The sequence below is a fragment of the Acinetobacter sp. CWB-G5 genome, from assembly GCF_019209785.1.
GTDB classification, from domain to species: domain Bacteria; phylum Pseudomonadota; class Gammaproteobacteria; order Pseudomonadales; family Moraxellaceae; genus Acinetobacter; species Acinetobacter johnsonii.
In genome coordinates this window covers 26,307-50,517 of record NZ_JAHUTF010000007.1, presented here as the reverse complement: position 1 = coordinate 50,517, position 24,211 = coordinate 26,307, and the positions used below count along the sequence as shown (strand labels likewise).

The window sequence follows — 24,211 nt, the reverse complement described above, 5'->3', positions numbered from 1 at the left end:
GCCCATTGCGATGCATTGGGCTTTTTTTATGTCTGAATGCTGTCTCATTTAAGTTGAACGCAATGATGAAATTTCTCGGTTTACTCCTGTGCTGTGGTGGTTGTGTGCTGCTGTATTTGACCCATCCTAACCAAACGGTTCTTAAACAGACTGTGGCGAAAAAATATCGTTGGGTCGGGTGGATTGGTTTTGTTTTGGCGTTGGTTCTTTTACTGACGGTATTACCAAAACTGGTGGCGGTGTTGATGTGGTTACTGATGCCATTGGTATTGTGGTCAGTACTGCCGTTTATTCCTTTATTACATGGGGCTTTGACGCATGAGGTTGCTACGCGATCAAAAGATACAACCTGACTGGTGGACGAAAAGCTTTGCAGGAGCAGTTCTTGGACTCAGCCTAGCTTTCGCTTTAGCTGCATTAATCACGATGTGGGGACTGCAATCTGAGTATCGTAGTCTTGCTCCACAGTTAGGTATGTGGTCGATTCCTTGGATTTGGCTACCACTCTTTTTCGTGGCCTATTTTATTCCACGCGGATGGCAGTCCATTGTGATTTATCTGTTTTTCAATGTTGTGGCTTACACACTCGTATTTTGGCTCAGAGGGGAATAGGGTATGAAGGTACGTACAGATATTCTCCGACTGGCCAAAGAGTTACATACGTGGGTAGGAATTTGCGCAGGCATTCTCTTGTTCATTTGCTTTTTTGCAGGTGGGCTGAGTATGTTTCAGCATGATTTGAGTAAGTGGGCAACGCCACCGCAACAAAGTTTAAATACGGTTGAATTCCATCAGTACAACGATTTGGTGTCACAGGTACAGCAGCAGTATCCTGAAGCGCAAAAAAGTTTCCAGATCAATTTAAACTCCAAAGAGTTCCATTATGCCCCGATTCAGTGGCAACCTGAACAAAGTCAAGCACATGATGATCATGCTTTTGATACCGATCAAAGTGCGATGTTAGCGACATTGAAACCAGATGGCACTTTACAGGTTGAACAAGAAAACCTATCCAAACTGGGTTGGTTGATTGAACAACTACACGAAACGGCAGGCATTCCGGGAATGCTTGGGCATCATACACTCGGTGTTTATGTGATGGGTGTGGTATCCGTCTTATACTTTTTAGCGCTAATGACAGGTTTGATCATCCTCTTGCCGACGTTGGTCAAAGACTATTTTGCGATACGGCAAGGTAAGAACAAAAAACGCTTTTGGCTCGATGCGCATAATGTGATTGGCATTACCAGTTTACCGTTTCATATTTTGATTAGTGTGACGGTAATTGTTTTTGCATTTCATGATCTCTTTTATGATGGCTTGGGGCAGTTGGTCACCAAAGGTAAACCACTGTTTGAACGTCCCGCTAAGGTGCAGATTGCAGATCCAGTTCCTCAACTGGATGTTGAAAAAATACTCTTACAGGTACAGCAACAAGCACCGGGCTATGAGGTCTCGTCTGTAAGCTTTAACAATCTAGACCAACCCGCCAAGGCATCGGCACGCGTGAGTTTATATAGTCCAGATCAGATGTTACGTGGTGATAACTTCGACGTGATGTTTTTCAATCCTTATCAGCCCGCACCTTATAGTACAGCCAATTTAAATACCCAAAGTTCTGGTCTAGATCAACTGATTCGATCGATGTTCAGTTTGCACTTTGGTAACTATGGTGGAGATTTTACCCGTTGGTTGTATTTGGCCTTGGGTCTGGGCGGAGCATTTTTATTTTATTCAGGCAATATTCTATGGATTGAATCGCGTGTAAAGCGACAAAAAAATCCGAATTTAGCACCACCTGCACAGCGTAAGGATGTGCAATTCATCGCAAACTTAACCATAGGCGCATGTTTGGGAACGGTCTTTGGCATTGTTATGAGTATGTTGATCGGGCGTTGGGCCTATGTACTCAGCCCTGAACTACACAGCATCAACGCATGGTTTATGTATATCTATTATGCGATTTTTATCTTCAGTTTAATGCTGAGCTTTGTATTGGGCGCGGCGCGAGCATTACCAACGTTACTGCTGTCGATTGTGATTGTTTTACTGCTCATGCCTTTGACTTCTGCTATCGCACTGCTCTTACCTGAGATTGGACTATGGTCATCTTCTTCCTCTTTATGGTGGATTGACGTCTTTGCTATTCTTTTTGCTGGATTATTTTTCCGTTTTTATCGCCAAGCTCAGGCCCGAGTCCAGTCCGCAGAAGTGGGTTCTCTTTGGGCCGTTGCTCAGAACAAGTGAAAGAATGAATACCGTTCCAAGGCTGAAATAAGAAGCATTTTTAATGGTTACAAAATGAAGCACAGTGCTGTTCAAGCCTAAAAAGCCTTTGTAAAAGGGATGAAGTTTTGCAAAGGCTTCTTTTATAACTATTATTTTGATGATTCATACTGCAAATGCGTATGTTTCTCATTTTAATTTTATAAAAATCATAAACTTACATAATTTATCTTTTGCAAAGTGAATTAAATGTGTCCATAATAGTTGCATTAGAGAATGGAGATTTTGAAATGCGTGGCAATCCTGAAGTCGTAGACTACTTAAATATGTTGATCGGTGGAGAATTGGCTGCACGCGATCAATATCTCATTCATTCACGTATGTATGAAGATTGGGGTTTGAGCAAAATCTTTGAACGTATCGATCATGAAATGCAAGAAGAAGCACAACATGCAGATGCGATTATTCGCCGTGTTTTGTTTTTGGAAGGCACACCAAATATGCAACGTGATGACGTTGAAATTGGTGAAGATGTGGTTTCATGCTTAAAAGCCGATTTAAAGCTTGAATATCATGTACGTGAAAAATTAGCGCAAGGCGTAAAATTGTGTGAAGAAAAGGGTGATTACATTACCCGTGATATGTTACGTCAGCAAATGTCAGATACCGAAGAAGACCATACTTATTGGTTAGAAAAACAATTACGTTTAATTGAATTGATTGGTCTGCAAAACTACATTCAGTCTCAAATGTAAGAGATGCCGGCCACTTTATTTAAAAAGTGGCATGTGTATTTACATACTGAGTAATCAAAAAGCCTTCGAATCAATGTTCGAGGGCTTTTTTATATGGGTTATTTTTTAGAGAACTTTTGAATATCTGCCAATACTTGTCCCGCATGGGTTTGGGTATTCACACTGCTGTAGTGATAGACCACCGTACCTTGTGGGTCGATCAGAAAGGTTTCACGTTTCGCAATTTTAGCGATACCTAAGTTCCGTACGATGCCGAGCTGATTGGCCAGTTGATGATTGTTATCAGCCAAAATAGGGAAATTCAGCCCTAACTTTTTCGAAAATTTTTGATGTGACTGTACGTCATCCAGACTTACGCCTAAAACCACGGCATTATTTTTGCTAAATTGTGGGTAGAGTGCTTTGAACTGATTGGCCTCTTGTGTGCAACCTGGTGAGTCATCCTTCGGATAAAAATACAGAACGACCCACTTGCCTTGATATTGTTTGAGCTCATGCCATTTGGAATTTTGATCTTGTAACTTAAAACTTGGAGCTGGCTTACCGACCCATTGTTTTTGGTCTGATGAAGCGCTTGAAAAAGCTGGTGCTGCATAAGTGGCACTACTGATGGCACAGAAACTACCTAGCGAAATTAAGCTAATCGTTGCCATTTGCATTATTTTCATTGTGTAGGCTGTCCAAAAATGTATTTCATTGATCTTAGCAAATTTTAAGGCACTAAAGTGCTGAGATTCTGGTGTCTAAATCTGAATTATTTATTTAAATTTGCTGTTCATTCAAAGGGCTTGCTTTGCAACGGAGTCTGAGGTTTTATACTGTTTGAAATTTACAGTTTTAGAGTCTGCATTGAATCAACGTATTTTACTCATCACGGGCTGGGGTGGTGGGACCAAGTTACTACAACCTTTGGCTCATGCTTTGCAGCATAAAGGCCATTCGGTTGAGCTGATCAATATTTTTAATGGATTGGACGCACAGGTGTTGCAGCAACATGCTGAACAAGCCAAAGATTTTGATGTCATTATCGGTTGGTCTTTGGGGGGGCAACTGGCGACTTTATTGGTCGATGCTGTTGAACAGCAATATCAACAGCAAAAAATATTAATCACTCTGGCTTCAAATCCGTGCTTTGTGGCGCATGAAAACTGGCCAACCGCGATGAGTCCAGCGACATTTCAAAACTTTAAACAATCCTTCGAAGCAGATGCGATTGCAACCTTAAAGAAATTTGGATTTATGGTGTGCCAAGGGACGGCAACCACCAAGCAAGATTTTTTGAAGTTGCAAAGTTTGCTTCAGCCTCAATCTTTAGGTCTTTTAAAACAGGGACTTAATTGTTTAGAGTATTTAAATACGGTTGAGATCTTACACAATTATACGGGGCATCAATTCCATCTGCTGGCTAAACAAGACTTTTTAGTTAGCTACAAAGTCTTGGATAATTTAAACGCTTTAGGTGCAAATTTTTTAGATGCGATGCTTTTAAGTGGTTCACATGGACTTCCAGTTTTCCATGTCGATGAACTAACTGACCAAATCTGCCAATATTTACAAAAAATAGATTAAACAATTCACTGAGTGGCGAATATCGCAATTTCTTTTTGATGCGCGCAGGTTTAAGATCAGTCAAATTGAAATTTTGCAGTAACTGTCGTAGATATGGAGTTAAGGATGACTGAGATCAATGCCAAATTGGATGGTGAGTTGGATGACTTAGCATTTGATCGAGAACATATTTGGCATCCTTATACCTCGATGACCAATCCACTCCCCACTTTTAAAGTCAAAAAAGCCTTTGGTTCAATCATTGAACTTGAAGATGGTCGTCAGCTGATTGATGGGATGTCTTCGTGGTGGTGCACCATACATGGTTATAACCATCCTGAACTGAATCAGGCCGTGACAGATCAACTGCAAAACATGTCGCATATTATGTTTGGTGGTTTTAGCCATGATCCCGCCATTCAACTGGGCAAATTACTGTTGCAAATCACCCCGCCAAGTTTAGATAAAATCTTCTATGCAGACTCGGGTTCTGTTGCGGTTGAAGTGGCGTTAAAGATGGCAGTTCAATATTGGACTTCGCTTGGGAAACAAGACAAAACCAATTTTGTCACCCCGCGTTCGGGCTACCATGGTGATACATGGAATGCGATGTCGGTCTGTGACCCTGTCACAGGCATGCATCAAATTTTTGGCTCAAGTTTACCCAATCGTATTTTTGTTCCTGCACCGCAAGTTGCCTTTAATGCAGCATGGGATCAGAAGGATATTTGTGAGCTTGAAAACACCTTAGCTGCACAGCATGAAAGTATCGCCGCGCTGATTATTGAGCCGATTGTTCAGGGTGCAGGAGGGATGCGTTTTTATCATCCTGAGTATTTACGGCAGGCCAAATTGCTCTGTGAAAAATACGGTGTTTTACTGATTTTTGATGAAATTGCGACGGGTTTTGGGCGTACGGGGAAACTCTTTGCTTGGGAGCATGCACAGGTCGAACCTGACATTATGTGTATTGGTAAAGGTTTAACAGGCGGCTATATGACTTTGTCAGCAACCTTAACCACAAAGCATATTGCTGAAACCATCAGTCGAGGCGAAGCGGGCGTATTTATGCACGGCCCAACGTTTATGGCCAATCCCTTGGCGTGTGCAGTAGCGGCGAAAAGTACAGAACTCCTCATCTCACAAGATTGGCAAAGCAATATTCAACGCATCGAAACACAACTTCGTACCGCTTTGACCCCGTTGCAGTCACTTGAATATGTCCATGAAGTTCGTGTATTGGGGGCCATTGGTGTGGTTGAGCTGACGTTTAATGTGGATATGAAGACCTTACAACAGGAGTTTGTCCGCCGTGGTATTTGGGTGCGACCATTTGGAAAATTGGCTTATGTGATGCCCCCTTATGTAATTAGTACACAGGAACTCAAGACCTTACTTGAGCAACTGGTTGAAGTGGTAGCGCAGATGCAGGTGCCTGTTGTATGAAGCATGTAGAATATTTTGCAGCACAACTGGATGTGCTTAAACAGCAAGGCAATTTGCGCCAGTTCACGTCCAATGTGCAGCAAGGGCGGATGATTCGAATCCATGATCATGAGATGTTGAATTTGGCATCGAATGATTATCTAGGATTGGCTGCAAATATTGAATTACGTGAACAGTTTTTCGATGAAACACCGAATGCGCAGCGCTGGATGAGTTCAGCTTCTTCACGTTTATTGACGGGTAATTTTCCTGAATATGAACAGTTTGAGAGCAGTCTGAGTCAAGCTTTTCATGGTCGAGCGGCTTTGGTATTTAACAGCGGCTATCACATGAATATTGGTATTTTACCTGCGTTAGCGGACAGTAAAACTCTAATTCTGGCTGATAAATTAATCCATGCCAGCATGATTGATGGTATTCGTTTATCGACAGCGAAGTTGGTACGTTATCGCCATAATGACTTGGCGCATTTAACCCAACTTTTACACAAGTATCATGCCGATGATGCTTTTGAGCGGATTATTGTGGTGACCGAGTCCATTTTTAGTATGGATGGTGATGAAACCGATTTGGCTGAACTGGTCCGTATCAAAAAACAGTTTGAAAAAGTCATGCTCTATGTCGACGAAGCACATGGCATCGGTGTGCGTGGTGAGCAAGGCTTGGGCTGTGCCGAGCAATATCAAGTGATTGATGAGATCGACTTTTTGGTTGGTGCTTTGGGTAAGGCCATGGCTTCAATCGGCGGCTATCTGATTTGTCATCCTGTGATTCGAGACTATCTGATCAATACTATGCGTCCATTGATTTTTAGTACGGCACAACCGCCGATCTGCATGGCGTGGAGCAACTTTATCTTGCAACAAGTCTTGCAGTTAAATAATGCACGTCAGCATTTACACAGTATTAGTCAGCGCCTACAGCAAGAAGTTCAAGCCAAAGGTTTTGATTGTCCATCAACGTCTCAAATTGTCCCAGTGATCATCGGGGATTCAAGCAAAACGGTGGAGAAGGCGAAAACTTTGCAACAAGCAGGTTTTTATATTATGCCTGTACGACCACCGACTGTGCCGCAGCATAGTTCTAGACTACGCATTTCCTTAACTGCTCAAGTTCGCCATACTGATTTAGATCAGTTGATTCAGTTGTTGTGAGTGAGTCGTGAAGAATTTAGAGATTAATAAAGCACAAGTCGCATTGCGCTTTGCTCAGGCAGGGCAAAGCTATAGTGAACATGCTGTTGTGCAAAAGCAAATTGCACGCCAGCTTTTTAATTTAATCCAAGGTTATACCACTAAAACGCAATTTGATCGGGTGTTTGAAATTGGTTGTGGTTCAGGCAATTTAAGCTATCTTTTGCTGAAGGATTTCCAAATTCAGCACTATCTACTGAATGACTTATATGCCGAGGTGCAGCAGCACTTTCAGGGTTATTTGAATATAGACTGGTTATTGGGCGATATTGAACAGCTTGTTTTTCCAGCTCATTTAGAACTGATTGTATCGACCTCTGCACTGCAGTGGATGACGGATCTTGATGCTGTTTTGCAGAAAGCGAATGACAGTCTGCTTCCACAAGGGCTGTTTTGTTTTTCCACTTTTGGTGAGCGGAATTTACAAGAGATTAAGACCTTAACGGGGCAAGGTTTAGATTATATAAACCTCGATCAACTACGGGAAAAATTGCAAAACCAAGGTTTTAAAGTTCTGCATTTGTCTGAACAGATTGAGTACTTAGACTTTGCGACCCCGAAACAGATACTGCAACACTTAAAAGCCACAGGGGTTACGGCAACTGCCTCTAGCTTTCGCTGGACCAAGCACTCGCTTGAACGCTTTTATCAAGATTATCAACAATTTTCACAACTCGATACATCAGGTCAGATTCATTATCACCTGAGTTATCACCCTATTTATTGTATTGCACGGAGAATGCCATGACTGGATCAGTTTACTTTATCAGTGGAATCGATACAGGCATTGGGAAAACCTATACCACGGGCTACTTAGCCAAGCTTTGGAATGAGCAAGGCCAAAAAACCATTACCCAAAAGCTAGTGCAAACGGGCAATGTTGATGTTTCTGAAGACATTGAACAGCACCGTAAAATTATGGGTATGGGCTGGTTTCCTGAAGATGACAGTAAGCTGACCATGCCTGAAATTTTTAGTTATCCTGCATCGCCACATTTAGCGACTAAAATTGATGGTCGTGAGATTGATTTTGCAAAAATCGAGCGTGCTACTCAGCAGCTGGCTGAAAAATATGAGGTGGTGTTGTTAGAAGGTGCGGGTGGTTTGATGGTGCCTTTAACCACAGATTTGCTTAGCATTGACTATATTGCAGCCAAGCAACTGCCTGTCATTTTGGTGAGTTCGGGGCGTTTGGGCAGTATTAACCATACCATTTTAAGTTTAGAAGCACTGAAAAACCGTGGTTTAGAGCTTTACGCTTTAGCCTATAACTTAAATGATGAGTCACAAGATGAACTCATTTCTAAAGATACTGCGAGCTATTTAAAAGCTTATTTGGCGGCACATTTTCCGCAAGCATTGTGGATCGACATTCCTGTGTTGAAGTAATTCGCAGAGTCCCTAAAAAAATAAAAAAACCGCGAACAGCAAAAGTTGTCAGCGGTTTTTTTGACGGTTTTATTTATTGATTACTCACGACTCCAATTTTTTTCACATCAAGGCGTTGGGCTGCGGCCATGACCATCGCAATGTATTTATATTCCGTTGCGCGGTCAGCTTTGAGTTTGATTTGGTCTTGATCTGCTTTTTGAGCAACGGTTTGAAACAAGGCTTCGAGCGCTTGTTTGGACTCCACAGCTTGTTCATTCCAAAACATTTTGCCTTGAGCATCTAAGCGTAGTTCCACGATTTCAGGTGGTTTTTCCTGAACTGGTGGTGGTGTGCCATTCGGGAGGTTGATATTAATGGCGTTGTTTGGCAATGGAATCGTGATAATGAACATAATCAGTAATACCAACATGACATCAATCAAAGGCGTCATGTTGACATCAAGCATCACATCTTCATCATCTTGGTTGGAACCAACATTCATACCCATAGCTGAATCCTTCTTTGATTAAGGTGAAGAGGGCGGTGTGGTGACAAAGGCAATTTTGCCAATCCCCGCTTGCTGCGTGGTAGTAATGACTTGGTCAATCGCATCGTATGGCGTAAGTTGGTCACCACGAATGTGGACATCGGGCTGAGGTCTCTTTTGTGCCTCTGTTTGTAGTCGTGCCAGTAAAGTGGCTTTGTCGGCAATGTAACTCTCATTCCAGAAAATATCGCCATTTTTATTAACTGCGAGTTGAATATTTTCAGGTTTTGTTTCATAAGGCACATTCCTTTCTTCAGGCAAATTGACTGGTACAGTATGAACTGCAACAGGCACTGTAATGAGGAAAATAATCAGTAAAACCAACATAATATCAACCAATGGTGTGGTATTAATGGTTCCGATTACATCATCATCGCTGTTATTTGAATTTACCGTCATTCCCATGGCTGATTCCTCATGTTCTTATTTCATGTCACGGTTAACAGGATTGTTGGTGCTGATTTCACCACTTAACAACACAGCATGCAGGTCTGAACCGAAGGTACGAACTTCTTCCATCACGGCTTTATTCCGACGGGTTAACCAGTTGTAACCAAGCACTGCTGGAACAGCCACGGCTAAACCAATTGCAGTCATAATTAAGGCTTCACCCACAGGGCCTGCGACTTTATCAATAGATGCTTGACCCGATACTCCAATCGCGGTTAACGCATGATAAATGCCCCAAACCGTACCAAATAAACCCACGAAAGGTGCGGTTGAACCTACAGTTGCTAGAAAAGCTAGCCCACCACTTAAATGACTGTGAATTTTGTCGATAGCGCGTTGAATCGAGATAGTGACCCAAGTATTAAAGTCGATACGCTCTAATAATGTTCCACCATGGTTTTTTGTGGATTTAATGCCTTTTTCAGCAATAAAGCGATACACACTGGCATCATCTAAACCTGCAGTTGCAGTATCGAGAGAGGTTGCTTCCCAAAAGTTTTTATCGGCATGTTGGCCTTGTTTGCGAATTTTGCCTTGCTGTAAGCACTTGGTGATGATGATGTACCATGTCCCAATCGACATAATCACCAAAATAAACAGCGTAACTTTAGACACCAAATCACCGTCTTTCCACATTGCTTCTAAGCCATAAGGGTTATGTACTTTTTCTGAAGCAGAAGGTGCTTTCTCAGCTAAGGGTGGGGGAACAGGTGTTGCTGCTTTCTCAGTCGCAGTGACTGGTGTAGTCATTGCTGTAGTGGGCGCAGCGGTTTCCTCCGCAAAAATAGCTTGTAGAGGAAGTAATGTGCTCATTCCAAGTAGGCTTGCTGCGGTAAAGTTTTTTAATTTTTGCATTGTGTAACTCCTAATGTCGGCTGATCTTTTTCAATTATTCGAGAACAAATTCGTATGGGATGTCGAACCAAGCGCTTTGAGCTACGCCATCTTTCATTGCAGGTTTAAATGTGCACAAGCTATACGCTTTCGTTGCTGCTCGGTCTAAAGTACGGTCACCTGTTGAGCGTTTCACTTTGACTTCTTGCGCCTTACCATTGGTATCGACAAAGACCGAAATCAGTACGGTGCCTGAAATACCACTCATCTCTGCTTCGCGTGGATAGCTTGGAGCTTTGCATCCAGCTTCACCTTCCGATACTCCACGTGTAACACCTGTGGGTTTGGGTGCAGGTGATGGAGCAGCGGCAGTCGGTGTTGGGGTTGGAGATGGGCTTGGAGAAGGCGATGATGCAACTGGCGTCGGCGTGCTTATCGTCGGTTTAGTGACGGGTGTAGCAACTGTTTTTTGCACTGGGACTACTTTTTCTACAGGTTTGGGGTCAGGTTGCTGCGCTACTTTTTCCACCATTTTTGGTGGCTCTGGTGGAACTTCTTTAGGTGGTTCAGGCTCAGGTGGCTTGATATCTTGTAGAATGACCAATTCCACAGGTTCGGTTGAGGGTTTGACAATATCTTTTGCCAAACCTGCCATTAGCACCAAGCCAACAAGAACATGTAAGAAAATCACAACGCCAATACCTGTGAGTTTTTTGGCGGAGTTTTTTTCTAAATCTTCAAATGTAGTGCCCATAATTACTCCTAAAATTTAAGCCAAATCTACTTTTTAAAAGCATTGGATTGCACTTGGGAAAATCCATATATATCTGTTTAAAGTTGAGCATGTATAAACATCACCACAGATTGAATACTTCAATCTGTGGCTCAGATCCGCTTAGAACGTATATGTACCTCTTACGTAGAAAGTACGTCCTGTTGGGTCGCTGTAACGTGGGTCATAGCCGTATTGGAAGTTATCGAGAACATTCGATGCAGCAGGTTCTTCATCAAATAGGTTTTTGATGCCACCCGTTAGGGTTAAGTTTTTGAAACCTTTATAGGTGCCTGCAATGTTGTAGAGGGTATAGTCGGGGACTTTGTGATTATCAAAGCCTTCTTCACCTGTTGCATTTTGGTCGTGATAGCCTCGGAAAAATTGCTGTTCAAAGACCAATTTCCAGTCTTCATAGCTCCAATTGATGTTTGCGGTATGTTTCCAGCGCAGTACAGCAGGGTCATCATAAACGCCCACTAAGCCCTCCCAGTCTCCATCTTTTTCTTCTTGGTAGTCATTTTTGATGACATAGGTTCCATTAATTCCAAAGCCAAACCGACCGGTTGATGTCATAGGAGTGAGGTAGTCCAAGCTAATGTCTATCCCTTCGGTTTTGATGCCACCTGTATTCATTAAAGTGGTATTGATGTATTGGATACGGCCATCTGCATCTCGCACAAAGCGATCTGCATATTTAGTTGGATCTTCGAAAATGGAAGTTTCACCCGTTAAGCCAATAAGATTTTCGATTTCGATATTGTAGTAATCGACCGCTAAGACTAGGTTCTTAAGGGGCTCAAAAACAAAGCCTCCTGTAAATGTGGTTGATTCTTCGGGCTGAAGCTCAGAGTTACCGCCTTGCATACGCTTAAATTGGGTATTACATTCTGTTTGATATTGCGGTGAAGTTGCTACGCCACCTGGACAGAGCACAGGGTCATCGTATTTTGCCCCCGTGTAAGTTTGGCTTTGCGGCGCATTAATTTCATATAAGCTTGGAGCACGGAAACCTGTACTGTAAGTACTTCGGAACATTAATTGTTTTAAAGGTTCCCAGCGTAAACCTACTTTCGGGTTGAAGGTGTCGCCAAAATCACTGTAGTCATCATAACGTGCTGCAAGTTGCGCTTCTAAAGTGGAGGTAATCGGAATTTGTAGCTCTGAGAAAACGGCTGTAATGTCGCGGTCACCCTTGCTGATAGGTTTGTCAGGGTCAATGCCACTACCTGGGACAAGTCGAACAAGGTCTGAGTTTACCTTTGCTTCCCAGTCTTGCGTGGTAAAGCTACCGCCGAAGGCAAAACCCACGTCACCCGCAGGAAGGGTAAAAATTGGACGGCTGATCGTAAAGTCAAAGGTGGTGGAGTCTAAGGTCGCATCATTGGTCGTACCGCTGACTTCTAATGAATTCCAAACACTTGAATCCGCTGAAGGACCAAAGGGGTTAATGGTGCCGTTATCTAGCCCTTCTTGCAGTTGACTACGATTTAAATAGCCACTAACGAAACTGTCCTTTGCTTTACCTTTTGCATAGGTCACGCCGCTGTCGATGTTCCAGCCATATGCTTCACCTTCAATCCCTGCAAAAATACGATGTGATTCATTGGTTGTCTTAGAAACACGGTTACCTGCTTGTGAGCGTAGGTAGAGTTGTAAAGGGTCACCACTTAAACCTGGAACAGCAGGAGTGATACCTTCCCCTGGATAATATTGGCTTCCTTTGGGAAGTGTCACAGATCGGCTATAGACATCGGGTGCGATTGAGGTAGTGACTTCATTTTTTGCATATACATATTCAGCAATGGCGTTGAATTGGTCACTGAGTTTGAACGTTGCACGCCCTAGGGCCGATAAGTCTTCTGTTTCTGGTTGAATACCAATCAAGGCTTGAGTGTTTAAAAAACACAGACCATCTTCCGCAACGACATTAGGAGTGTTATTACAGTTGGCATTACCGTAAGGGTTGGCTAATACACCACTGGTTGGGTCATAGAAGTTAGCAGGAAAACCATTCGCAGAGCCAGCATCGATCCCTAATTCAGGTAAAAGCCCACCACGACGGCTAACTTTACGGTCTTTGGCCATAATTTCTTTAGACTTTTGGTAGCTGATTGCGCCATATACGTTAAAACCTTGTTCGTCTAAGTCGCCATAGCCACCAAAGATAGAGACATCGTATTCTTCCCCCCCTTTTTCTTCGGGTTTGAGTACACCGCTGCTGATACCGAAACCTTCATATTGTTTTTTGGTGATGAAGTTAATCACCCCAGCAATGGCATCTGCGCCATATACCGCGGATGCACCATCTCGAAGGACTTCAATTCGTTCAACCATTGCTAGAGGAATTGTATTGAGGTTGGTTTCAGAGGTACTAAAAGGGCTATAAGCCAAACGGCGGCCGTTTAATAATACTAAGGTTTTGTCTGGACCTAGGCCACGCAAGTTAGCTGTTGAACCAGAGGTATTACTTGCCCCCACGTTTTGCGCGGTTGTGTAACCCGCTTGGTTGGCACTGATTTTGGTTAAAGCTTCTTCGGCAGTTGTGACGCCTTGTTGCGCAAGATCTTCGACTTTAATGACGGTAATGGGTGAAGAACTTTGAGCTGCAACTCCTTTGATAGAGGAGCCAGTGACAGTCACTTTAGCAACTTTTTTAGTTGGTTCTGCTGAGACTGAGCTTTCGGTTTCTTCTGCATGAGCTAAAGACAAACACATCATACTTAAAGTCAGGGTACTTAGTTTAAGTATTGATTTGCTGATGGTTGGGGTCCCCATAGATCGAACAAGTTTGTTTTTTTGCATCGTAAATTCAACCCTTCTTTTTCTATATTTAGCGGTATTGCTGTGCTGAGGAAGTGCAAGGCAAATGCCAACTTTCAGGGATAGACAAAAGACAGTGAATTAAGTTATTGGAAAATATTGTTTTATTTTATTATTTGTATGAATTTATGTAACTTGTTTTCATTTTTCTAGAATTTAAAAAATTAAAATGGCAAAAAATTACTTATAAATCGATTAAAAAATAATCATAAAATGATTATTCATATAATAAGTGATCAAAAATGAGTCGTGATTTTTTGAATTTTTAATACAAAATATTATTCGTAATTATACTGAAATATTAATATTTATCTTTAATAAATAAATGCTTGAGATGTTTTATTTGGTTTTTTGTAGTTCTTGTGATGTTCGAATTTGAATCATTGGTGTATTAAATCTGTGCAATAGTTTATTTAAACTGAATGTTTGAAAATAGCTACTAATTGGCAAAATGTTTCGATGTGAGTTGAGCCTCTCATTTATAACTAATTAATATCCATATATTTTTCTTACAAAATGTTAAATTAGAATGATAAAAAAATAGGCGTGGCATGATATTCGCTTTGTTGCTGAGGTGAATATTTGCCCATGACCGTTTTTTAAATTTTGATAATTAAAATTTAATTTATAAAACATGGGTTTATGTTTTAAGTTTTTGTCAGTGTTGTCTGAAAAATAAAACACTGACATTGAACATGGATGGCATGAGATCACCTTGCTTAAAAAAAGATGTGTATAGGTATGAATTTGAATTCAAAAAAACTGAAGCTTGCTGCTTTATCCCTTGCGATGGGTTTTGGCTTTTCTGCCTATGCAAAGTCGCCTGCAGATCCAAACAAAGTATTAAATATCGCTTATGAAGCGCCTGATGATGGTTTTGATACGGTTAAAACCTATAATTTTTATAGTGGTAGTATTGCCCAAGCCATTTTTGAACCGCTTTTAAAATATGATTATTTGGCGCGTCCCGCTCAATTGGTTCCAAATACAGCAGTGGCGATGCCAAAAATAGAACAAGAGGGCAAAGTCTATATCTTTAAAATTCAGCCCAATATTTATTTTAGCGATGACGCGGCCTTCAAAGGCAAGCCGCGGGAGTTGGTGGCGCAGGATTATATTTATTCTATGATGCGGATTATGGATCCGAAAAACCGCTCACCGACCTATTCATTTATTGAAGGCAAAATTGTCGGTGGCGATGCTGCTGTTGCTCAAGCCAAGAAAACAGGCCAGTTTAATTACGATGCCGAGATTTCGGGTTTAAAAGCCCTCGATAAATACACACTACAAATCACATTAACTCGTCCTGACTATAATTTTCCCTATATCTTAGCTTACGCCACATTTAGTGGAACAGCGCGGGAAGTGGTGGAGTTTTATGGGGACCGAATCGCGCAACATCCCGTGGGAACAGGGCCTTATCAACTGAGTAAATATGTACCGCGGAGTCGTATTGAACTGGTGGCCAACCCGAAATATCGTGGCTTTACATGGAATTTTAAATCTACAGGTTCGAGTTGGGACAACCGTCTGGTCAAAGAAATGCAAGGCAAAAAAATGCCGCAAATCGGCAAAGTCAGCGTCAGTATTATTGAAGAAGAACAGTCTCGCTGGCTCGCGTTCAAATCGGGACAACTCGACTTTGACAAACTGACTTCCAATGCGGTACCACAGGCTTTAAATGGCAAACAACTCAAACCTGAACTGGTCAAGCAGGGTATTCAACATTTTCCCAATAAAGACGCTGAAATCACCTATACCATGTTTAATATGCAAGACCCTACAGTGGGTGGTTTTGGGCTTGAAAAAGTTGCATTAAGACGTGCGATTAGTCTGGCTTATAACCAAGCAGAAGCCATTAAACAACTGTATAAAGGGCAGGCGGTGAAGTCGGAGATGTTGGTGCCTGAGGGGGTACAAGGCTTTAATCCGAATTATCGGAGTAGCGTGGCCTATAACCCGCTCTTGGCGAATAAATTACTGGATCGTTTCGGTTATAAAAAGGGGGGAGATGGTTACCGTCGGCTACCGAATGGTCAGCCTCTAACGCTTAAGTTTATGACTGAAAACAGTTCCAGTTCCGTGATTCAATCTGAACTGTGGAAGAAAAATTTAGATGCAATTGGTCTGCGTGCCGACTTTGTGGTGAGTAACTTTGCTGACAATTTAAAAGCAGCGATGCAATGTAAATATATGATTTGGGGCGGGGCTTGGATTGCAGACTATCCTGAAGGGGAAAACTTTGCCCAGCTGCTGTATGGGCCCAATTCGGCTCAGGGCAATCTCAGTTGCTACCAGTCCAAAGCCTATGATGCACTTTATACACAAGCGATGGCACTCCCACCGCCTCAGCGTTTGCCATTTTATGAAAAACTCAGTCGTCAAATTGAAGCCGATAATCCATGGATTATTCATAACAGTCGCATTCGAAATTGGTTGTTACATCCACAAGTTCAGGGTTTTAAAGCACATCCGATGATGAACACCAATTGGCAGTATTTGGATATTCAGCCCATAAAAAATAATTGAGATGTAGAACATAATGAGAGATCTAAATCAGAAATTGAAACGATGGGGTTTGGGGATTTGGGTAGGCAGTATTCTGCTGAGTAGTTCAGTTTCCAGTTTTGCACAAAGCCCTGCCGACCCGAAAAAAGTTTTACGTTATGTTTTTCCTGTGGCTGAAACAGGCTTTGACCCTGCGGGCGTACATGACTTGTACTCGGCGCATGTCAACGGTTCGATTTTTGAAACTTTGTTTACCTATGATTATTTGGCCTCACCTGCGAAATTGGTTCCACGAACAGCTGTGGCTTTACCCGAGGTGAGCGCAGATGGATTGACCTATACCATTCGTCTGCAAAAGGGGATTTATTTTGCTGCTGACCCAGTGTTTAAAGGTAAAAAGCGTGAGCTGACCTCGGCTGATTATGTGTATACCTTTAAACGCTTAATGGATCCGAGCTTGCGTTCACCCAACAGTTGGCTGCTTGATGGGCGAATCTTAGGGATGGAGGCTTTGCTGAAACAGGCGCAGAAAACAGGAAAATTCAATTACGACCAATCTGTCGCGGGCTTGCAAACACCAGACCGTTATACCTTGGTTATTCGCCTGACCAGCCCTGATCAGAACTTTCCAATGCTGCTTGCGCATCAGCCTGCAGGTGCAGTTGCACGGGAAGTCATCGAAAAATATCGTGACAAAGCGGGGTTTGTCATGGGGCATCCAATAGGAACGGGGCCATATATGCTCAGTCGTTGGACGCCGGGTTCGCGGATTATTTTAAAGGCCAACCCAGATTTCCGAAGTTTTGTTTGGAACTTTAAGGCCAGTACGCCTGAGGACCAAAAGATCATCAAAGCCATGCAAGGCAAAAAGATGCCACAAATTGGCGTGATTGATATTCAGGTGATGGAAGAAGGACAATCACGCTGGTTGTCCTTTATTAAAGATGAAGTCGATCTATTTGCTTTGGATGGTGAGTTGACGGTTCAAGCCTTGCAAGATGGAAAACTAAAACCGGAACTGATCAAGAAAGGTGTACAGCTGTCACGGATCACCGATCCTTCGATTGACTATCATTATTGGAACATGCAAAACCCAGTAGTTGGTGGTTTGAGTAAAGATAAAATTGCCCTGCGCCGTGCCATGGCGATGGCATTTTCAGCCGATAATTACATCAATATTTTACAAAAAGGCGATTCGCAAAAACTGCAAGCACCGATTCCAAGTGGTGTGGTGGGCTACGATCCCAATTATCGAAGCAGTATTCCTTACTCAGTCAAAGCGGCAAATTTATTGTTAGATCGTTATCACTATAAAGTAGCTGCGGATGGTTGGCGTACTCAGCCGAATGGCAAACCTTTGGTGATTGAGATGACGCTTTCGGGCAATAATTTACGCAGTCAACAACAAGCCGAGTTTTGGAAGAAAACCTTAGACAGCATCAAAATCAAAATGACCACCAAGTCGATGCCTTTTGCTGAAGCTTTGAAATTAGAAAAACAATGTAAAACCATGTTTAAAGCATCAGCATGGATTGCAGACTACCCAGATGCAGATAACTTTATGCAGCTGTTTTATGGCAAAAACATCAAGATCACCAACAATGGCTGCGTCAAAATTCCTGAATATGACCGCCTATATGAACAAGCCCAAAAGATGACACCAAGCCCAGAGCGCGATGCAATCTACGCCAAAATGTCGCGTCTGCTAGAGGTGTATATGCCTGTACAGGTGATTGGCGCGCGTTACCGCAATATCTTGGCACAACCGCGTGTGATTGGTTTTAAAAAGCATCCCATACTGCCCGCAGAGTGGATCTATATCGATATTGATTTGAAGAAATAGAAATTAAACAAAACTGGAGTCATGATGAAAAAGCAACATTTTAAATTCACTGCATTGTGCATGTTGGGCCTAGGGATGAGTCAGATGGCTTTGGCGGAAACACCACCGCGCCAAACATTACCCAGCTTTCAAGCCAAAGACATCCCTGCAATGTGTAATGCCAAAATTGCGGATGTGAAAAAGCAACTCAAAGCGTTTGAAAATAAGCCCCTTAAAAATGAAACGGCAGCAGCGCCTGTATTGGCTGAATGGGATCATATTTTTGCATCATTTGAAGATTTTTACGGCCCGATTGGTCTGTATAGCAATGTTGACCCTGATGAAGCATTACGTAAAGCGGCTGAAGACTGTGAAATTAAAATTAGCCAATTCCAAACTGATGTGTATCAAAATCCAAAGCTATATCAACAAATTAAGAAAATTAAAATTGCTGATCCGATTGAAGCCAAGTTCCGTGAAGATATTTTGGAAGGTTTTGAAAAAACAGGGATACAGCTTTCAGCAGATAAACAAGTACGTTTAAAAGCAATTTTTGATGAACTGGCAAAAATTGAACAAGAGTATGCGCGTAATGTCCGTGATAATCCTGAAAAACTCGAATTTAGCCCTGATGAGCTAAAAGGCCTGCCACAAAGTTATATCGACGGCTTAAAGAAAAATGACAATGGTAATTATCTGTTAGGGTTTGAGTATCCCGATTATCGTCCGTTTATGGAGTTGGCAGATAACGATGATGCACGTAAGCGTTATCAAATGGCATTTACCCGACGTGGTGGTGAGAAAAATTTAGCGCTGTTGAAGCAAGCGATGGACTTACGTTATGAGTTAGCACAACTGTTTGGCAAGTCTAGCTATGCCGAGTGGGTACTACAAAGTCGGATGGCGAAAACCCCTGAAACTGTGAATAAATTCTTGGCAGAGGTACATGCTACCGTGGCGCCCCTAGAGAAAAAGGAAGTTCAAACTCTACGTGAGTTTAAAGCGCAAAGTTTAAATATCCCTGTTGAGCAAGCCAGTATTGAGCGTTGGAGCGAAGCATATTGGAGTGAAAAGTTACGCAAAGCCAAGTATCAGGTCGATCAAGAGCAACTACGTCAGTATTTTCCAACGCAAGCCTCTCAAGACTGGCTATTTGCCATTTCTGAAAACCTGTATGGCATCAAATTTAAGCCTGCCAAAGTCGAAGTTTGGCAAGATGAAGTGGAATATTACGATGTGACCGATGCCAAAACAGGGCAACTGCTCGGTGGCTTATATATGGATAAATTTCCACGTAAAGGTAAATATGGACATGCTGCTGTATGGGGTGTTTATGGCGGCAGTAGCTTAACTGGGCGAAAACCGATTTCAGCACTGGTGACTAACTTTAACCGCAATGGTTTAAATAGCGATGAACTTGAAACTTTTGTACATGAGTTTGGTCATGCGCTGCATGGCATTTTATCCAACACACGTTTTTCATCTCAGTCTGGAACTTCGGTTGAGCGAGACTTTGTCGAAGCACCTTCACAAATGTATGAGGAATGGGCACGACGCAAAGAGACTTTGTCAAAGGTGGCAGACTACTGCAAACCTGACTGCCCACGCGTGGATGATGCGCTGATTGCCAAACTCAATGCCGTGCATAGTTATGGGCGTGGTTTGCATTATGCTCGTCAGACGTTGTATGCGCAGTATGACATGGCGCTACATGGCAGTGATGCACGAGAGGTTCAGCCCTTAAAGGTTTGGGAAAAAATGGAAGGAGAAACGGCTTTGGGTTATGTTCCAACCACTGAGTTTCCGGGGCAGTTTGGTCACATCATGGGTGGTTATCAAGTCGGGTATTACGGCTATATGTGGTCAGAAGTGATGGCGTTGGACATGCTCTCAGCCTTTGGTGATAACTTAAATAACCCTGAAGTGGGACAGCACTATCGTCAAACCATTTTGTCCCAAGGCGGTCAAAAACCTGCCAAAGCATTGGTCAAAGACTTTTTGGGGCGTGAGCCTGATAACAAAGCCTTTTTCGATGAAATTACCGGTCAACGGGTGAAATAAGGGGCATTTTTATGCTGGCATATATTATTCGTCGAATTTGGCAAATGATCCCGACCATGCTTGGGGTGGTGTTGCTGATTTTCTTGTTGTTTAACTGGGTCGGTGGTGACCCTGCCTATATTTTGGCAGGGAAAATGTCGAATCCTGAACAGATTGAAAATATCCGACAGCAGCTTGGGGTCGATCAGCCCTATTATGTGCAATTGTGGATTTTCATTAAGCAGATTTTGACATTTGATTATGGGCTGAGTTGGAGTACAGGGGAGTCAGTATCGCAAATCATCGCGACACGACTCGGACCTTCACTGACTTTGCTCATTCCACTGACGATCTTACAAACCATTATTTCTATTATTTTGGCTTTGGCGGTAGCAGCGGTGCGTGGCAGTTTAACGGATCGTATGGTGATGATGCTGTGTACGATTGGCATGTCGATCAGTATCTTGGTGTATATCATTGTTTTTCAGTATGTCTTTGCCTATCAGTTGAGCTGGTTTCCGGTACAAGGCTGGAGCGATAGCTTTAGCGAGAACCTGTTTAAATATGCTTTATTGCCTATTCTGATCATGTTGGTGGTCAGTATTGCCCCGACTTTACGGTTGTATCGTAGTTTTGTTTTGGATGAAGTCAATCAAGACTATGTTCGTACTGCACGTGCCAAAGGGATTGGCGAACGGCGCATTTTAGGTGTGCATGTGCTACGCAATGCCTCAATCCCGATTATTACAGACGTGATGGCAAGTTTACCTGCTTTGCTGATTGGTGCATTTTTGATTGAGCGCTTCTTTGGTATTCCGGGTATTGGTCGTGAAGTGATTATTGCAGTAGAGCGCAGTGATTTTCCCGTAATTAAAGCCATTACCGTGTACGTTGCCCTCGCAACGATGTTTTTCAACTTGATTGCCGATTTGATTTATAAATGGGTCGATCCACGTGTACAGTTGAAGTAGGTGAATTATGCTCAGTGTTCTCACTAAAAGAAAACCAGATACTGCTGAACCTACAACAGCATCTACAGGGCTATGGCAACTCGCTATGCGCCGTTTAAAACGCGATCGAATCGCCATGTTTTCCCTCCTAATCGTACTGTTTTATTTGGTGCTGTTAATTTTGTCATCTACAGGATTGATTGCCAAAGACTGGAATAAAGAAGTCGCTGTGAGTTATGCACCGCCTACGTTTATCGGTGCAGCAGCGATACCTGCTACGCAAAGTGAAACACGAAAAGTCGAAGCGGCTGTGCCTGAAAACCCTGTTGATCCTTTAAAAGATGTGATTCGTGAGCTCAACGCAGAAATTGCTGCTGAACAGGGTGTAGGTGGTGCTATTGATTACTATGGGGTTGTTGATCCTTTAGCCGAAGATATGAAAGCGATTGACCAAGCGCTGGATGGTCATTTACTAGATCAACAAGCGGAACTCAAGCAAAGCTTGGTTTTAGGTGCCGACAAATGGGGACAAAGTGTTTTACTGAAAACCATTAAAGGTGCAGAAACATCAATTATTGTTGGCTTGGTCGCAGCTTTTCTTGCCGTGGTGATTGGCACAGTTTTAGGTGCCATTTCGGGCTACTTTGGTGGCTGGGTCGATGATGTCTTGAATTGGTTTTATAACATTTTTACCTCGATTCCTTATCTGCTCTTGGTGCTAGCGATTGCTGCAGTACTGCAACAAAAAGGTATTTTATCCATTGTTTTGATTTTGGGTTTAACGGGGTGGACGGGGGTATATCGTTTAATTCGTGCTGAATATATGAAGCATACTTCGCGGGAATATGTGTTGGCGGCAAAAGCAATTGGGGTGAGTCATGGCCGACGTATCTTTGTGCATATATTTCCCAATGTCAGTCATATCGCACTGGTTCAAATGTCAATTTTAGTGGTGGCCTTTATTAAGTCAGAAGTGATTTTGAGCTTCTTAGGTTTTGGTGTCCCTGTCGGTGTGGTGTCATGGGGCAGTATGCTGAATGAGGCTCAAAGTGAGTTGATTTTAGGCAAGTGGTGGCAGTTAGCGGCCGCTTCGGTAGCAATGGCGGTTCTGGTCACTGCATTTTCAATGTTTACCGATGCACTGCGAGATGCATTAGACCCGAAACTGAAATAGGAGCATGAGAATGTCTGAACTCAATCATATGACAGCGCCAGCCTTACTTCAGGTGGAAAACTTGCGTGTCAGCTTTAAAAATGAAGAAAAGCAGTATGTTGGAACGGTCAAAGGCATCAGTTTTAGTATTCCAGTGAATACCACTGTAGCTTTAGTCGGGGAGTCTGGCAGTGGTAAATCGGTCACATCGCTAGCGACCATGGGGCTATTACCTCCTGAAAGTAGTCAAATTGCTTTGGACAGTAAAATTCTGTTTGAGGGGAAAAACCTACTCGACTTACCGCGCCGTGAAATGCGGAAAAAGTGCGGAAAAGATATTGCCATGATTTTTCAGGAACCGATGTCATCCTTGAATCCTGTGTTTACGGTAGGTTCACAAATTGCAGAAATTTTGCAGTTACATTTGGGTATGAGTCGTAAGCAGGCGCGTGCACGTGCTTTGGAACTCTTGATAGAAGTTGGGATTCCATCTCCTGAAACCAAGATTGATGCTTATCCGGGGCAATTGTCGGGTGGGCAGCAGCAGCGCGTCATGATTGCTATGGCAATTGCGTGTAAACCCAAACTATTGATTGCCGATGAACCGACGACAGCGCTGGATGTCACTATTCAAAAGCAAATTTTAGATTTGCTGGAGTCGTTGCGGAAGAAGCATCAAATGTCGATGCTGTTTATTACCCATGATTTGGCTTTGGTCGGGGAAATTGCCGATCAGGTAATCGTAATGCGGCATGGTCAAATTCGTGAACAAGGTAGGGTTAAAGATGTGCTTGAACGCCCTCAAGATGTCTATACCAAAGCGTTGTTACACTGCCGTCCACAATTGTCCAAACGTCCCATGCGTTTGCCCATGATCAGTGATTTCATGCAGCAAAAGGGTGATGACTATATTGAAACGCATACCATCGATGTCGAGTCACTTCAACAAAGATCTCGGGGCTTAACTGGCCAAGAAGAGATCATTTTAGATGTGCGAGACCTTAAAAAGTCATTTTATAGTCGTAAAGGATTATTCGGCAAACAGGAGTTCCAAGCGGTCAAAGGCGTGAGTTTCCAACTGGCAAAAGGCAAGACTTTGGGCTTGGTGGGTGAGTCTGGTTCGGGGAAAACGACCATCGGATTATTGCTGATGCGCTTACAGGAGGCAACAGGGGGTAAAGCACTGTTTGAAGGTCAAGATATTTTGGCCATGTCAGAAAAAGAGTTTGCTCGGTATCAACGCAAGATTCAAATTATTTTCCAAAATCCCTATGCATCACTCAATCCACGTTTTACCGTCGGGCAGATTTTGATGGAACCGATGCAGGTGCATCATATCGGCGCGAATGATGCTGAACGCAAACAGATGGCTTTGGACTTGTTGGAACGCGTGAGCTTACCTGCACAGGCTTTTTATCGTTATCCACATGAGTTTTCAGGTGGACAGCGTCAACGTATTGCTATTGCCCGCTGCCTAACTTTAAAACCTGAGGTTTTGATTTGTGATGAGTCGGTATCAGCATTGGATGTTTCGGTACAAGCCCAAGTACTGAATTTACTGCAAGATTTACAGGATGAATTTGGACTGAGTTATATCTTTATTTCACATGATTTATCAGTGGTGAAATATATTTCAGATCAAATCATGGTGATGAACCATGGTGATTTGGTGGAAATAGCCAATTCAGATGATTTGTACCAGTCGCCACAGCATGAATATACCAAACGTTTACTCAGTGCTATTCCGCAAAGTGTGGCATGAATAGGCTGTTG

21 protein-coding genes are annotated in these 24,211 nt (G+C 42.7%); 15 read left to right on the top strand and 6 right to left on the bottom strand.

Going from position 1 to position 24,211, the window contains the following annotated elements:
* Nucleotides 1-62: 62 nt before the first annotated feature.
* The 4 genes from KVY11_RS11865 (at nucleotide 63) to bfr (ending at nucleotide 2,981) form a co-directional block, all read left to right on the top strand.
* Entirely contained in the window at nucleotides 63-353 is a 291-nt protein-coding gene (locus tag KVY11_RS11865; protein ID WP_218289057.1) for a hypothetical protein, read from the top strand.
* Nucleotides 319-612 carry a hypothetical protein gene (locus tag KVY11_RS11860; RefSeq protein WP_218289056.1) on the top strand — a complete coding sequence of 98 codons (294 nt, stop codon included), beginning with the start codon at nucleotides 319-321 and terminating at the stop codon, nucleotides 610-612. The genes KVY11_RS11865 and KVY11_RS11860 overlap by 35 nt, the downstream gene beginning before the upstream one ends.
* Before the next feature lie 3 nt (nucleotides 613-615).
* Nucleotides 616-2,247, top strand: coding sequence for a PepSY domain-containing protein (locus KVY11_RS11855; protein ID WP_218289055.1), 1,632 nt, complete (start codon nucleotides 616-618; stop codon nucleotides 2,245-2,247).
* A 269-nt stretch (nucleotides 2,248-2,516) separates the two neighbouring features.
* Nucleotides 2,517-2,981, top strand: coding sequence for a bacterioferritin (bfr, locus tag KVY11_RS11850; protein ID WP_004695301.1), 465 nt, complete (start codon nucleotides 2,517-2,519; stop codon nucleotides 2,979-2,981).
* Between the two features lie 98 nt (nucleotides 2,982-3,079).
* On the opposite strand, the gene KVY11_RS11845 is transcribed toward bfr, so the two are convergent.
* Nucleotides 3,080-3,649: a peroxiredoxin gene (locus KVY11_RS11845; RefSeq protein ID WP_218289054.1), complete on the bottom strand. Its 570-nt coding sequence runs from the start codon at nucleotides 3,647-3,649 to the stop codon at nucleotides 3,080-3,082.
* A gap of 154 nt (nucleotides 3,650-3,803) precedes the next feature.
* Between KVY11_RS11845 and KVY11_RS11840 the strand changes: the two genes are divergently transcribed.
* The 5 genes from KVY11_RS11840 (at nucleotide 3,804) to bioD (ending at nucleotide 8,557) form a co-directional block, all read left to right on the top strand.
* Complete coding sequence (locus KVY11_RS11840; protein WP_218289053.1) at nucleotides 3,804-4,550, top strand: hydrolase; 747 nt, start codon at nucleotides 3,804-3,806, stop codon at nucleotides 4,548-4,550.
* Between the two features lie 105 nt (nucleotides 4,551-4,655).
* A complete protein-coding gene (gene bioA / locus KVY11_RS11835) occupies nucleotides 4,656-5,975 on the top strand; it encodes an adenosylmethionine--8-amino-7-oxononanoate transaminase (protein WP_218289052.1) in 1,320 nt (439 codons plus the stop codon).
* Nucleotides 5,972-7,129: an 8-amino-7-oxononanoate synthase gene (locus KVY11_RS11830; protein WP_218289051.1), complete on the top strand. Its 1,158-nt coding sequence runs from the start codon at nucleotides 5,972-5,974 to the stop codon at nucleotides 7,127-7,129. Before bioA ends, KVY11_RS11830 begins: the two co-directional genes overlap by 4 nt.
* 7 nt (nucleotides 7,130-7,136) lie before the next feature.
* Nucleotides 7,137-7,916 carry a malonyl-ACP O-methyltransferase BioC gene (bioC, locus tag KVY11_RS11825; RefSeq protein ID WP_218289050.1) on the top strand — a complete coding sequence of 260 codons (780 nt, stop codon included), beginning with the start codon at nucleotides 7,137-7,139 and terminating at the stop codon, nucleotides 7,914-7,916.
* On the top strand, nucleotides 7,913-8,557 hold the full coding sequence (gene bioD / locus KVY11_RS11820; protein WP_094148240.1) for a dethiobiotin synthase: 645 nt from the start codon (nucleotides 7,913-7,915) through the stop codon (nucleotides 8,555-8,557). The genes bioC and bioD overlap by 4 nt, the downstream gene beginning before the upstream one ends.
* Before the next feature lie 73 nt (nucleotides 8,558-8,630).
* On the opposite strand, the gene KVY11_RS11815 is transcribed toward bioD, so the two are convergent.
* From KVY11_RS11815 to KVY11_RS11795, 5 genes are all read right to left on the bottom strand, one after another.
* Nucleotides 8,631-9,047, bottom strand: coding sequence for a biopolymer transporter ExbD (locus KVY11_RS11815; protein ID WP_004695313.1), 417 nt, complete (start codon nucleotides 9,045-9,047; stop codon nucleotides 8,631-8,633).
* Between the two features lie 18 nt (nucleotides 9,048-9,065).
* Nucleotides 9,066-9,491, bottom strand: coding sequence for a biopolymer transporter ExbD (locus KVY11_RS11810; RefSeq protein WP_218289049.1), 426 nt, complete (start codon nucleotides 9,489-9,491; stop codon nucleotides 9,066-9,068).
* An 18-nt stretch (nucleotides 9,492-9,509) separates the two neighbouring features.
* Nucleotides 9,510-10,391 carry a MotA/TolQ/ExbB proton channel family protein gene (locus tag KVY11_RS11805; RefSeq protein ID WP_218289048.1) on the bottom strand — a complete coding sequence of 294 codons (882 nt, stop codon included), beginning with the start codon at nucleotides 10,389-10,391 and terminating at the stop codon, nucleotides 9,510-9,512.
* A gap of 34 nt (nucleotides 10,392-10,425) precedes the next feature.
* Entirely contained in the window at nucleotides 10,426-11,124 is a 699-nt protein-coding gene (locus KVY11_RS11800; protein ID WP_004695319.1) for an energy transducer TonB, read from the bottom strand.
* A gap of 141 nt (nucleotides 11,125-11,265) precedes the next feature.
* Nucleotides 11,266-13,947, bottom strand: coding sequence for a TonB-dependent receptor (locus KVY11_RS11795; protein WP_218289047.1), 2,682 nt, complete (start codon nucleotides 13,945-13,947; stop codon nucleotides 11,266-11,268).
* A gap of 753 nt (nucleotides 13,948-14,700) precedes the next feature.
* On the opposite strand from KVY11_RS11795, the gene KVY11_RS11790 reads away from it, so the two are divergent.
* The 6 genes from KVY11_RS11790 to KVY11_RS11765 are packed head-to-tail and all read left to right on the top strand — an operon-like array spanning nucleotide 14,701 to nucleotide 24,200.
* Nucleotides 14,701-16,494, top strand: coding sequence for an ABC transporter substrate-binding protein (locus tag KVY11_RS11790; protein WP_371315991.1), 1,794 nt, complete (start codon nucleotides 14,701-14,703; stop codon nucleotides 16,492-16,494).
* 13 nt (nucleotides 16,495-16,507) lie between these two features.
* Complete coding sequence (locus KVY11_RS11785; RefSeq protein WP_218289045.1) at nucleotides 16,508-18,316, top strand: ABC transporter substrate-binding protein; 1,809 nt, start codon at nucleotides 16,508-16,510, stop codon at nucleotides 18,314-18,316.
* 24 nt (nucleotides 18,317-18,340) lie between these two features.
* Nucleotides 18,341-20,356 (top strand): M3 family metallopeptidase, encoded by a 2,016-nt coding sequence (locus tag KVY11_RS11780; RefSeq protein ID WP_218289044.1) that lies wholly within the window; start codon nucleotides 18,341-18,343, stop codon nucleotides 20,354-20,356.
* Between the two features lie 11 nt (nucleotides 20,357-20,367).
* Nucleotides 20,368-21,306 (top strand): ABC transporter permease, encoded by a 939-nt coding sequence (locus KVY11_RS11775; RefSeq protein ID WP_218289043.1) that lies wholly within the window; start codon nucleotides 20,368-20,370, stop codon nucleotides 21,304-21,306.
* Nucleotides 21,307-21,313: 7 nt separating this feature from the next.
* Nucleotides 21,314-22,459 carry an ABC transporter permease gene (locus KVY11_RS11770; RefSeq protein ID WP_218289042.1) on the top strand — a complete coding sequence of 382 codons (1,146 nt, stop codon included), beginning with the start codon at nucleotides 21,314-21,316 and terminating at the stop codon, nucleotides 22,457-22,459.
* A gap of 10 nt (nucleotides 22,460-22,469) precedes the next feature.
* On the top strand, nucleotides 22,470-24,200 hold the full coding sequence (locus KVY11_RS11765; RefSeq protein WP_218289041.1) for an ABC transporter ATP-binding protein: 1,731 nt from the start codon (nucleotides 22,470-22,472) through the stop codon (nucleotides 24,198-24,200).
* Nucleotides 24,201-24,211: the final 11 nt, after the last annotated feature.